Genomic DNA, 13,706 nt, shown 5'->3' with positions numbered 1-13,706 from the left:
ATTTCAACCTTTGCGTCTTATTAGAAAATGACCAAGCAGGTCGTTCTTCTGCAACCACTCAAAGACCTCAAGACTCATAGCTGATAAAGGCAACCAACCTTCTCTAAACAACTTAAAGAAATTCTTTACAACATCAGGAAGAGAGCCCTCCAACTCAGAACTGACTTCCTGCATTTTCTTCGTCAGATCCTGCAGAATCGCAATATTTTCTGAACTTAAAGGCCCCCTCTTCTCAAGAGTCGAAAACTCCTTCTGCCAAGCTATATAAGATCTACAGAACTCCGCACGCCCGGGAATATCTTTTTGACTTTCCAACACAGAAGGCAACACCAGTGATCGCTCTTTCAAAGAGGCAACCCACGCCCTCCAGCAGGAATCGACCTTCCCCTCCAAGTAAATCGTTAACGATTCAAGAGACACCTTAGCGTTATCTAAAGAGTCGTCCTGTCTCGCGGCCGCTTTTAGTTGCTCCCAGACCTCTATGCAGGACCTGAGACTCGCAGAGGCTTTAGCAATTTTGCCTTGAACTTCCTCATCGAATCGAATCAATTCCGGAGCATCTGCAGGAAGTTTTTTGAGCACGGCTACCTTGTCGACCAACACCTTAAGAGTCGTCGCCGCATCAATAAACCGCCCTCTAATCGCGTCACACTCAGCTATTTGACTCTCAGCCTGACCTGAGGACTGGTTCAACTGCTGTTGGCTGCGCAAACTTTGGACCTGTTGTTCAAGCGCAATCACGGCTTACCTCCTCTAACTTATCCAAAGTTGCAGATAGGTCATCAAACAACTCAGCAACAAGATTTTGCGCATTAGCCAAATTATTACCACCCCATTTATTATTCTCCGTAACTAGACTAGCCAGCGCATGCCCATAGACAATTTTCCAATGTCCGAGCACCTTCAACACGAATTCCAACTGCTTTCCATCCAGTCGATTGACCTGCTCAAGGCGCTTAACCACATCAACTTCGGCACGCATTGCTAGAAGACCTTTGATCACATCCCAAGTCTTACTATTTTTCAACTTTGCCAGGGAGTCCTGTAAGCCTTTTCCATTGGGCAAATCAGTTCGCGGTAAAGGATAATGCTGTCCCTCATCACTGATTTGTCGCACAAGAGCTATCATATCATCTAGCAGACCACAAAAAACCTCGTAGCGAGAGCAACCCTCCAGCACCTCTACTGCACTAAAGGCTGGTTGCAAAGCAGCAACAATACCTTTAGCCAGTTTTACCAATTTTGGCTCTGGGTTGCTCTTAGCGCCCCTAATCGCTTTAAGCACTAGATAACCATCCATACCATGAAAACTGGCAGAAACTAGTTTCAGCCAAGCATCACGTTGAGCATCCCATTCCTCAAGCACTTGCTGACGTGCAGACTCTAACTCGAGAACAACAGGAGGAAACTCTACCTCGCGAATTTGTTCAGTTGTTTTGAGCAACTCATTTAAGCGTTCTCGATCATTACTGCTACCCGCCAACAAACCCAAGGTCATGGCTGACTGCAGTTGCGCACTTAACAAACCAGATAATTCTTGCTGCGCCTCAATCGCTAACGTCTGCAAAACATCAGGCACCCAACGCGCAGCGAAAGCCTGGCAAACCAGGAAATCATCAAAGCCATTAGCGTATTGCCAATCAGCATACGGAGGCTTCCGATTGAAATGTTCATAACGCAACAACGCCAGAGTTACGCTTTGTAAAAAAGCAGACTTCTGCGGGGCATCAAAATCTTTGTCTAGAAAAAAGTTAATTTTACTCGACACCAAATTCCCTTCCGCATAAGGCAATTCAATTAGCGGACGATTACCAACTAGAAGAGACGGCAACTCCTTTAACCCTAACCAGTCTAGATGCTTATATCTCTTTTCTGTGTGCAAATCATAGATACGCAAAAGCCCCGTTCGCAAATCGCGAGCATCATGCTGCCCCAATTTTTGTTTACGCTGAAACCATAAAGTAACAGTATCCTCCAATTGATCCAGTCGCGCCTGATCTGGATCTACCTTCACTCGCGGTTCAACCTTATTTTCACCGAGATTTTCTGCACTAAGCGAGGTAACAGGAACTGCAGCAGAAGCAACTACTCCGTCCTTAAGCAACAAAGCCAGACCATCCAAGCCAAAGGTCTTAGCAACATTTCTATCTAACTTACTTTGCAATTCATCTAACGTACGACTTCTATACCCCCAGATTGCCGCTGTGGTCTTAGATCGCTCAGGATCATTAAGCCTCTGCAAACCACTACTTAATCCTGCACCAACAGTAACCCCTGCAAATCCTGCCGGCGGAAAACGACTGGCCAAGCATAGGTCCCGGTAATCACGCAGGACGCGTAGAAGAATTTCATTCAAAATCTGGCGAGGATTGAACTTCAACTCTTCATCACCTTTGCAGCAAAATTTATCTGACAGACATTCAATGGCATTACGATTGAATGGAAACAATGGCACATTACAATGCGCGTAACCGAATGACTTTATATCGTCGCCGTCATCATTATCGGAATTCGACCAAATGGGCGGCCATGAACCTTTCTCTCGAACCAACCAGGAAGACTTCAACGTTTCACTACCATAGCGTGCAGCATTCAGATAGCGGCCGCAAAAATCGACAATCCGCTCAAGGGTCTGCTCACGATCCTGCCCATGCTCGCGAATATACCACTCATATTGTGCACGGGTTTTAATGGTGTCCTGGCGTCGCAGATATCCTTGGTAGCCGTCGGTTACAGCAATAGCTGAACGCAATGTGCACAACTCTTGCTCACCGTCATACACAGACTCTTCTAACAAACTTTCGATCAGTACATCTTCAATTGCTGAGATAGCCGCCATGTCCTCAACAAGCACAACCAGAGTGCGATCTTGTTGCTTCAATGATCGACGAATCTCCTTGAAAAGGTCTTGAAAACTGCCGCCACTGAACTGAAACAACTGCTGAAATGCTTTACGGGTCGACTCGCCAAGAACCTCACTAAGTACACTCGCAGCACTTTCGCGAGATGCAGCACTGGTATTGAGTTGCGTTTGACTAACATAGCGCTTTGCGTTACTCGCCAAATCATCCAGATTGAAATTAAAATCCAGATCCTTAGCACTTATTTGATAACTATTACAACTCAACTCTTCATCTGAGGCTCCGTCAGTCAGGCGAGAAGCGAATTGGTAAATGCAATGATCAGGCTTAAGCAAACCAAGCCTGAAGTATGAGTCCTGAATCAACTCAGAGAGGCCTGCACCTTTACTGGTATGAGCATATATTTCCTTAAGGCGCGCCTCTTCTTTAGCATCTGGTCGAGTCCCATTCGCGCGATGCATTTCCACGATTTCTGTAACTTTACGGTTCAAGTGCCTCAACTGCTGCCCCATAAAGGTAAGCAATAATTCTGCCACCTCATGAGTATTTAACCGCTCGCTCACCTGTCTTATTTTTGTCCTTGCTTGCGCGAAAGTCTCTCCATCTAAGTCCTTCAGTAGAATATCCAATACTTGCCGTAGACTGGCATTCTTTGGAATGCGCACGATATGCCAGTCTGCAGACGCTGGATGAAGCTTTAACTGAGCATGCAACCAACGAATTAGATGGGATTTCCCCACACCAGAGCGACCGATTACTGGAATTGGCCTCTCCGTCAACAAGAAGTGCTTAAGCAGATCCTCCTCATCACAAACTGTATCCTCGCCACTCCCCACTCTCTGCAGTAGCATGGGTTCATGCACCGCCAACAGAACGTGCTCGGCCAATTCCTCAGCTTCGGTCCGTATACACTGGGCGATATTCTCAGGCAGCGGCCAGTAATTGATCAGATTCATGCATTCACCTCAGAAAGGTAAACTACTTCACTAACGAAACGATGTTTTCCTTCCGGCAGTTGTAGTTGCATGCTGGAGGTATCGTCTGAGGCCTTATCAAAGCGCAGACGGAAAGCACTTTCTAAGCGAACAAGAGCATGACTTAGAGATGGACTGACCTGATGAACCTCTCTCGGGTGCCATCCTAATTCCTGCATCAAGGGTTCTAGCAAGCGACGGTAACGTCCACCGTCCAATAATGGGATCTGCTCAGCCAATCGTTCAATAAAGATTCTTAGCGACAGCTTGTTATCACTTCCAAACACAGTCTGTAAATGCGGCTCAATAGCACGAGTTGGATCGACGATATAGCCAGCACCAAAAGGCTCGAGAAACCCCAGAAAATCGCCGTATTGTAAAAACGTAGGTAATTCGTTACTTAAGTTCAGGCCTCGCTCACCTGGCAGCCAGCGGTTTACCGCTTTTTGTGCATTACCATTTTTTCCAGGCAGTACCGTTTCCCCCCCCATAAAGGTGTAGCCCTGCTGCACCAACAAACAAGTCATCGCACGAAAAAAAGGCTCTGTATTCTTATCATCAAGTATGGCCTGATCTGTTTGCGACCTTGCATTAGCTATTAGTAACTCCAACACTCTTTTAGGCAAGTTACGCTCTGTTGCTTCGGATGACACCGATATCATGGTATCGTCATCCTTTAACCACAGACCCTCTTTGATCCAAAAGTCCAGATTCCACTCAAAACGCCTCATTGCCGTTCCATCGGCATCATCTGCATCATCTGCGTCTTTTTTTCTCTTAGGCGATAACTTAGGTAACATTTCAGGCCGTAAAATTCCCAACAACTCGGCTCGCGAAACTGGTTTATTTTTGCGAAGCAGTACCCGATCAATCAGGCTCAACAACACCAAACTGCTGCCTGGATGGGCATTGTTAATCATCGACACTATTGAAACTCCTGACAAAAACTTTCAAGTTCTCTGCTGCCGGGGTGACACTCCCACCAAGTGCGATGGGGTAAAAGTGGATCGGACAACTCTTCCGGAGCGACGATGACCCTAGGGCGGGGATCAAAATCCGACGGAGGTAAATGTGTTTCTGTCGGCATCAGAAGTACCAATTCGACCCAACTCCCGGCAGCATCTTGAGGCTCAAAAGAACACCAGAACGGCAAATTCTCCCAAGAACTATCCTGGAAAATTTCACTCAATACTGTATGACTGGCGCGTATAGCCTGAATTTGCTTACTACGTAGTAAGCCCTTCAGCCAGAAACGCCACTCTTCAAGCAGATCACTAGGTGTAACTCTACGATACGACTCGGTTCGATAACGAACTCGCAGCAACTGCGAAGTTGGCATCCAATTCGGCATAGGCGATATAGGCACACCGCGCAGGTGGAATACATGCCCCAGCGTCGGGGTAAAAGCCCCTCGTCCCTGGCAACGACACCCAGGACATCCGCCACAACTTCGCTCGGGAGCGACCGCACTAGGACGATAGAACTCATCCAAAATCCAGCATAGTGGTTGCTTTGCATCATTTAACCATCCGATTAAACGAGCAAAGCCATCGGCCCTCACCTTTTTTTCTTGATTGCGGCGCATTACTACCTGCTGCTGCCACACCTCTGGAGACAAATGAGCGTCAATGAGGATCTGAACACCAATCCGACTGTAATACGCTTCAAAGTATCCTGTTCGGATTTGCTCATCTTCGTGTGTTAACTCACCCTCAAACTCTGGGGGGTCGGGAGGCGAAAAAAATAAACGAATCAACCCCGCACGCTGCATCAACTGTAGCGTGCGTAGATTCCACTTTTCGTTACGCTCACTATGCCGTGGTAAACCTCGATGCAGCGCCGACCGGGAAATGGTGAAATGCTCGCCGCAACGCTCCTGGCTTTTCAACAGCATTTTCCAGCGTTCCATTCCTAACTCTGCAGAAATCAACCTCTCGTGCGACAAGCTTTCCGCAATATTCAACTGTCCCGGGTGATATATCATCCAAGACCAGCAGGCCGTACCGTCACGCCCCCCGCGACCTGCCTCCTGATAGAACCGATCTAGGCTTTCTGGCACGGTTGCATGCAGTACCGAACTCACGTCAGACTTATCCATGCCCACACCGAAAGCGGAAGTTGCGACCATAATGTCCAGTTGGTCACACCCCCACATGCGAATCAAGGTGTCACGTTGGTCCGACGCTGTTGCACCGTGGAACAAACCGACTCTGTTAAACCCCTGGGATAGCAGAAGGCTCTTCCAAGACTCAGCCTCTTTTTGCTTCGTCGTGTACAAAATCAGAGGGCGAGGTAAACGCTGAATTGCGTCCAGCACCGCGACTTTATGCGCCTCAGGTCCTGCAGTTTTAAGAACATTGAAATTCGGCTCAGGACGTAAAAAACTGCCGTGAATCTCTATAGCCTGTTCGTCTTCAAGAAGAAATGAGTCTTTAAGCAACTGCAAAGTCGGCTCACTGAATGTTGCCGACATTAAGATCGTTCGTATGCCTTTCGATGAATGTTCTTTAAGAGAGCGAAACAGAGGTGCTAATAACTGAAACTCTGGGCGAAACTCAGCACCCCACTGATCAATAATGTGCGCTTCATCAACAACCAGAGCTTCCAACTGCCCCTGCTGGGCCAACCGAAACAGCATAGGTCGCAACTTGCCAATTGCTAACTCAGGCGAACAAAACAAAATACGCTGAGTGCCAGTTTTTAACCGATCGAGGACTTGCTGGCGCTCATCCTCCTTCTGTCCCCCATACAAGGTGTAACTGCCTCCATGGCCACAATCCGCGTGGTCAAGAACCTCACCTGCCCGACTCGCCTGCTCTAGCGCTAACCCTACTGTTGGCACAATGACCAGTACCAGTTTTTGCTTTCCTGCAAAAAGGCTAACCGCATGAATAACTAGCGTTTTTCCACTACCGGTTGGCAGGTTTATAATCAGCGTGCTGTCTGGCGGAGAGGTAAGAACAGTACGTACCGCTGCTTGTTGGCCAAGGCCCTGGTATGAATCAAATTTGTCATTTTTAAGCTTTTGCCGTAGCGCCACATCCATCGGTACCGACTTCAAATATCGGCGTCGGCGATGCCCATACACAGCAAGCGCATCATCATCCAAAACTTCTACCATCCGTACATGTCCGGTCATGAAATCCTGAACTAGACCAGCCCGACTGAGAGACAAGGAATCAACCGCATTGGTAGGTAGTTGCAACACAGGTTGGACAATATTATTTGCCAATGCGCAACCCAGGGCATCGCGGCACGCAGTTGCGCGGTCACCTGGGCCTGATTTCCAGTCCCGAAAAACCGTTAGTAATCGAATAAAAAATGACTCAGTCAGAGCTCCCGACTCGCTCACAAGACCAGGACTCAACAATGCTGCTTGTAGTGCGTTCCATTGCGCTTGCATCACCCCTCCCTCAGCATTTTTTTTGTGCACACCACTACCGCGCGCATCGATAGCAGATGCAGTTGCGGTTCAAACGAAGAGATTGTCATTTTTGGCAAATCCGCTAGAGTCTGTTGGCGACTCAGAGACATGATGTCCAAGACCATTCGCCTCCAATGCTCTGCAGGTAATAAGGACTCCAGTTCAGGCCAGACGTCACTGCGTAAATTGATATCTTGAAAACCAGGGTTTGATTTGTCGTAAGGCCATTCCAAAGACCTCAACATGCTCTCAGAAATTACCAGACTGCCATCCTCTGCCAGCCAGTGGCTATATACTGAAGGCGGCATAACCTCATCACCACGGAGTTGCTGCTGGCGACCAGCCCCAAGCTTCGTTGCGGCCACCATCCAATTAAGACGGAAAAATATTTTCGGTGCGCTCAAGTTGCTTTTTTCCAGCACGCGCAAAAAAGCACTGGTTGCCCCCCGTGAATCACTAGCGGCCAGTTCAAATATGCAATCCACGAATGGCTGACCGTAACGGAAAGGGTAGACATCCGCTTTAACTGAAACCTGCTGCCGCGAAAAGCTCATTGGAGCGGTGTACGGCGGGTTACCACTTTTCGGATCAATCCCCGTGACACAACCCTCGATAAAGGTCCTCACGTCCACTAGGGTACGACCGCCACGCTCAGTGGGGTCAAGGCCGAAGCCCAACCTGAATTGCTGCCGCAGATCCCCCTCTAGCCTGAAGTTCAAGCCGCGCGTCATCCAGGCACACATGCGGCCAATCTGCTCCTCAGCAATTTCGTCCGCCTCAGAAATTTTTTCGGCGAAATCCTGTGCCTTGGCGACTTCCTCGTCCAATGCAAGCAATTCTTCCTGTACCTTCACCCGACGGCGCTCGCGATCCAGCAGGCCACCCTCGCCGCTCAATTGCTTAGCGCAGGCAAGCAACTCTTCATCACCGGATCGCGCGACTGCCTGCCAAGTCTTGTCGAGGTGCTCCTCCAGTACGTACTGCAAGCTAGCCACCGTCTGATCGAACACACCTACCGATGTGTCAAGCAGATCTAGCCACCGTCGGAATAAACCATCATGGTCAGACATCAACACCAAACTTTCCACAGGTCTGATGCCACGCAAATTTGCGCTGTAACGGTTCAATCGTCCCAGACGTTGTTCAACGCGACTGATCGACCTCGTTAGACTGTAGTGTACGGCGAGTTTCTGCCCTCCATGCAGGTTAAGACCATCTTCACCACCTTGATCGCAAACCAATATCCGCACAGAGCCGCCGGACTGCAAGAACTGCAAGTCGCGGTCGGAAGCATTGCGTTCTATATCTACAGCCAGAGAGTCACCGAGGGTAGCGGCAACATGATTCGCGACTACTTCGTCCCCGCAGAAAACAACCACCTTGCCCTTAGGGTTTTCGGCCAACCATCCCTCCAGACTCGCGATCAAACTCCGATCTTTACACGCCTGCTCGAGTGTGGCCTGTTTGGATATTTCGGCAAGAAAATCTCGCTCGGTTGCTTCGAGAGTCGCCGCCAGTTGGCTGACGAACCTATCGGCCCGCTGCTGGACCAATAATGGACTGCCCAACAAGTCGTCAACCCAGTTCAGGTACTTTCCAGAACTCATCGCCTGGAACGCATCGGGATCTCGGCAGGCCTGGCTGCGATACTCTTCCAACAACAGATCTAATGGCATGCTGCGTGGTTGTATCGGCCAGTATTGACGGCGCAACCCAGCCAATCCTGGAAACAACTGCGCAAGATACCCCATTTCCCGGCGATTACGAAGCATACGCTGATGCAGGCGGTAGTGTTCTCCGAGATAATGCCGCAACCCTATGATTTGTTGCTCGCGCTGCTCGCTGCTCTCCTCAGCGAAGAGATCCACCAGTGGCATCAAACTCCCGATCCGCTCATGCAACTCCTGATCCTCAGGAAATTTCCCGCGCATGTCCTGTAGTGCTGATTCCAATGCGGCGTTCGAGTTAGTCGGGGTCAGTGCGCTATACAACCCGCCAAGCCACTCACGCTCCTTGACTCTAGCGATGAAATGCTGAACGCCCGCGTCCGAGATCTCATAGGCTTCGGGACTCAAGCAGTGCAGCATCGCTAGAAAATTTTTTTCGTTCCCATTCAATGGGGTGCCTGAAAGTAACAGAACTGCCTCAGTTGTCCAGCAGGCCTCCGCCAAAACCTTAAACCGGTCATTCGAGCGTTGCTCGGAGGACCAGGCCAGCGGCGCTATTTGATGCATCTCGTCTACGACAACCAAGCTAGGCTGGCCACCCTCTCGCAACGCCATCACCAATTGCTCATGACTGCATATTCGAATCAGTTGTTCCGATCGATGCTTTGTGGACATCAACTCACCGAGATGAAATCGGCCCTTTAACTCCTCATGCCATTGAGTAACAAGAGAAGCCGGCGCCGCAATTAGCACATTGGCGTCGAACTTTTTCTGAAGCACATGCTCACGGATGATCAGCCCAGCCTCGATCGTCTTTCCCAAACCCACTTCATCCGCTAGCAAGTACTTTGGGCATGTATCCTGAAGGACACGTCGAACTACGGCAATTTGATGTGGTTCCAACTCCACGCTACTGCTGATAATCGCACCGATGGAACGGCAAGCCGCCCGCTGCTCGATATACGCTTCGAGAAAACCCTGACGCAGTGGGAAGAAGTAAGGCGCGTCGTTAGCCCTAGCCGCCAAGAACGCCGAAGGATCGAGAAAACCCTGCGTTCCAAGGTTCAGGCAATAGAGCTCATCAATATCGACAACCGCTTGATCGTTATCTTCAGCACGAAATATCACTAGATGCTGATTAAGTGGCCGAGCACCGCCGTACCGACCACGCCGCCAAATGCCTGTCGATGGATCTCGACAATAGACGATGGCTTCTTCATACAACTGGATTTTCTGAATGTCAGCCAGGTTTACCCTAACCTTTCGCGCCTCAGGGCTCAAAGGAGACTCGAAGAAGGTGACCTCGCACTCGCCTTTCTGACGATCCAATGCCGACAGTTTACCAATGCCAGGAAAGGCACTGGACAAAACCAATTCACCGACGCATAAAACCTGGTTCACTTCGTCCCTCTACCAGTATTTTCTCACTATCTTCCGCCTCTCACCGGCGACGTGGGCGAAGCCGTGGCGCCTGACGCTTCAACGTTAATGGGCGCTAATTCTGAGGCCAGCGCTTCCGTTGGCGTTCACCCTATCCGCTGGCCACATTCGGGTAAAGCCATGCGCAGTGTTTTTTTGCCATCACAGCTAGCACACGCCCGCAGCCATCGCCCGATCCTTGCGAAGGCGACAAACAACCACACTTTCATTCGCCTTACCGGCACACCTTGCCTTGCCTGATCCTTGAATATTGCCAGCGTATTAGCATCTAGACGCGACGCGATTCGTTGCAGGAGCCAAAGGGGCATCTCCATAGTGCTTGCCTGTACGGACAAACTGTTTGGAACAGACCTAACCACGCTGTCAATGCGCTGCTGAAAAGCAGCAATCCGATTGGAAAAATCTATCACGCCACGAAAGTCAGAACTCGGATGGGAGTCAGTATCCAGAGCGGTGCTATGCGCAAAGCCAGCAATGGCCTGGTATGTGGTCAACCAAGCGTTCCATGCTCATTTGAAGCCCAGGTCGTGAAATTCAAATAATGTGCTAGGTCGATCCCTGGTTTAGAGTTCGGGAATAGGTATTCCAAACGGTATTCCAGCTTTTTTCACCAAAGAAATTTCTAGTTAATTTTCAGATAGATATAAATCCATTTCAAATCCCCCCGGCTCCCAAAACCGGCCTAAAGAGCAGCCAAACCGTGCAGTCATAGGCTTGCTAACCAGCAGTCACCGCCGGGCTGGAACCGAAGACGGACAGCGATTTAGACCATGCTCAGCCTTGGATTTTGACCAATACATTGTCCAACGCCGCCAGCAGTGCCCGGCTACCGCCTCCGCTCTCAAAGTCCCTAAACAACTGCTCATTCAAGCCCCCCTTCGTAGAAAAATCACTACGCAAACCCGCAAAATCAACCCCTTCCGACGCGCATGCAAAATTCCCCAAGCTCGCAAACAGTGGTTTCAGATACCCCTGCGCCTTGGCACTGGGCATGCCCTTGCCCTCCAGCCAACCGGCTACCTGATCAAGAATGCCGAAATAGGTCCCCATCAATGCGCTAGCTACCGCCAACTGGTCGAACTCAGCCTTGCTGTCGCAGCACACAGCCGTCCCCAACGCATCAAATAGCTCGCTCACAATCGGGTCAGCCGGATAGATAGCTGTCACGCCTTCACGCTGGGCAACGAACGGTAGTGGGATAGCCCTGATGATGCGCTCAGCCGGTATATTGGCCCAGCGCGCGAGGGTTTCATGGTCCGTGGCGGCGATCACGCTGATGATCTTGGTGTTTGCAGGGATTACCAGGTTTCGCAGCACCTCCTCCGCAACCTGCCAACGGATAGCCAAGACCAGAATGTCGCATGAGTCTGCTACCTGCTGATTGCTCTGCCCCACCGTTACCTGTTGATACTGAGCGCTAAGACGAGAGGAAACCGGTTCACTCCTGGGCGAAACGATCACCGACGAGCAGGCTGAAAGTGGCGATGCCATCAAGCCGTGGATCATGGCTTCGGTGATTGTGCCCGTGCCGATGAAGCCGTAAATCATTCGTTTAACTCTCATAGGACCACTCATAAGCTATTGATTTAGGGGGCTGTGGGGTAATGCCAGTCAGTTAAGACTGCCGGGGCTGCTGTGCAGCCCATCGCCGGCAAGCCAGCTCCCACACCGATTGCACTGAACTCTAGCCATGCGCTGTACCTGTGGGATGCCGGCGATGGGCCGCAACGCGGCCCCAAATTGCTTAACTGACTGGCATTAGGCTGTGGGGGCGGATTTACCTGTGAATGCGATGGTGGTTGTACGGGCGCATTCGCGGGCTTGCCCGCTCCCACAGGGGATCGCGTGAGGGCTGACAGGTGGTGGCCACGGGATGTGTAGCGCCTGTGAGATCGAGCGCCGCCCGCGCGGCGCATCGCGAGCTGGCGCTCGCTCCTACGTTTGTTTCGGGCCAGTAACGCCAGTGCCAGGTGCGCGCGATCGCCTTGTTTGTTCGACGCGATATTGAGCCGTGCGCCAACGTGTTCGCGCGCGGATCCCGCAGGGATTATTGGGCCGGAAAAAACGCAGGAGATCACCCTGCCCTTTGGGCTGGGCTGTCGTGCAGAGAATTGTTGCTGGCAAACGCGGCGCATTTCCTGTGGCGGGATTACCCGCGGTTGTTGTTGCGGGAGCCGCGCTTGCCGGCGATGGGCGGCGAAGCGGCCCCGCGATTTCGAGGTTGTTGCATGGATTGCCGGGGCCGCTTCGCGCCCCATCGCCGGCAAGCGCGGCTCCCACAGGGTTCCCTGCTATATCAATGAGTTATGCGCAGTTCTATGAGAGCGAGCGACTGCTCGCGATGCGCCGCGCGGGCGGCGCTCGGTTTCACAGGCGCTGAGGATACTGTGACGAGCACCTGATCTCCCACAAGGTACGCGACACGCTTGCGAGCTATGTTCTCTGCGCGACAGCGCAGCCTGAAGGGCGGGTGCAGGGCCACGTTCTAACTCGACCGCTGCCTGAGCTGGAACCTCAACGAATATAACTACCGCCATTCACATCCAGCGTGGCCCCGTTCAGCGAAGCTTGTGACGGCCGCAACGTGAAGGCAACCAACTCTGCCACTTCTGCCGGGCTCGCCATACGCCCAACCGGGATATCACTCACCGCCGCAGCCTCTCCATGCTGAGCCACAAACTGCTCCGCCATGTCGGTACGCACCCACCCCGGCGCGATGGCCACTGCCACCACCCCGCAACCACCCATGCTCCGGGCAATGGACTTGGTCAGATTGATCAACGCCGCCTTGCTGGTGCCGTAAGGCAGGGCATCCGCAGCGTAGCCGCGCTGGGCCGCACGGCTGGCCATGTTGATGATTCGCCCACCACCATTAGCGCTGTAGTGCTGCACAGCTTCGCGGCTGAGATCAGCGGCAGCAAAGAAGTTAACCTGGAACTCACGGCGCCACGCCGCACGCCACTCTGCCGAGCTCGCATCCAGCGCAATTTCAGTGCGGATGCCGGCGTTGTTCACCAAACCGTGGATACGGCCAGCACTCAACTCCAGCGCGGCGTGCCAAAGCTGTTCCGGCCCGGCCTCATCACTCAGGTCGCCCTGCACGATCCAGCCATTACCGCCAATGCGCTCAAGCAATGCGCGGGCACCCTGCTCGTCCCGGCTGTAATGAATGATCGGGCGCGCGCCCTCAGCTGCCAACTGTTCGACGATCGCGGCACCAATACCACCAGAAGCACCAGTCACCAGTACGGTTTGTCCTGCCAGGGGGCGTGTCGGGTCATACATCAGTTATCACCTTATTGGTTCAAGAACGGGAAATGCTGCCCGCTTCAGAAGCCCG

7 protein-coding genes are annotated in these 13,706 nt (G+C 51.6%); all 7 read right to left on the bottom strand.

All coding sequences use genetic code 11. The features are described 5' to 3' along the window. Positions 1-3: 3 nt before the first annotated feature. Positions 4-741 (bottom strand): hypothetical protein, encoded by a 738-nt coding sequence (locus tag ACIQUI_RS13195; RefSeq protein WP_403199050.1) that lies wholly within the window; start codon positions 739-741, stop codon positions 4-6. Continuing rightward, complete coding sequence (dpdH, locus tag ACIQUI_RS13190) at positions 728-3,817, bottom strand: protein DpdH (RefSeq protein ID WP_403199048.1); 3,090 nt, start codon at positions 3,815-3,817, stop codon at positions 728-730. Before dpdH ends, ACIQUI_RS13195 begins: the two co-directional genes overlap by 14 nt. Then, entirely contained in the window at positions 3,814-4,755 is a 942-nt protein-coding gene (gene dpdG / locus ACIQUI_RS13185) for a protein DpdG (RefSeq protein WP_403199227.1), read from the bottom strand. The genes dpdH and dpdG overlap by 4 nt, the downstream gene beginning before the upstream one ends. Positions 4,756-4,760: 5 nt before the next feature. Beyond that, positions 4,761-7,238, bottom strand: coding sequence for a protein DpdF (dpdF, locus tag ACIQUI_RS13180; protein WP_403199046.1), 2,478 nt, complete (start codon positions 7,236-7,238; stop codon positions 4,761-4,763). After that, positions 7,238-10,327 (bottom strand): protein DpdE, encoded by a 3,090-nt coding sequence (dpdE, locus tag ACIQUI_RS13175; protein WP_403199044.1) that lies wholly within the window; start codon positions 10,325-10,327, stop codon positions 7,238-7,240. The genes dpdF and dpdE overlap by 1 nt, the downstream gene beginning before the upstream one ends. A gap of 813 nt (positions 10,328-11,140) precedes the next feature. Then, positions 11,141-11,914, bottom strand: a complete 774-nt coding sequence (locus ACIQUI_RS13170) for a pyrroline-5-carboxylate reductase (protein WP_403199041.1) — start codon at positions 11,912-11,914, stop codon at positions 11,141-11,143. A 966-nt stretch (positions 11,915-12,880) separates the two neighbouring features. Further along, positions 12,881-13,651 carry an SDR family NAD(P)-dependent oxidoreductase gene (locus ACIQUI_RS13165; RefSeq protein ID WP_403199038.1) on the bottom strand — a complete coding sequence of 257 codons (771 nt, stop codon included), beginning with the start codon at positions 13,649-13,651 and terminating at the stop codon, positions 12,881-12,883. Between the last annotated feature and the right edge of the window lie 55 nt (positions 13,652-13,706).

This window comes from Pseudomonas sp. NPDC090592 (genome assembly GCF_044769185.1).
GTDB lineage: Bacteria > Pseudomonadota > Gammaproteobacteria > Pseudomonadales > Pseudomonadaceae > Aquipseudomonas.
The sequence above is the reverse complement of the archived record's forward strand: the minus strand, read 5'-3'. Positions and strand labels throughout refer to the sequence as shown.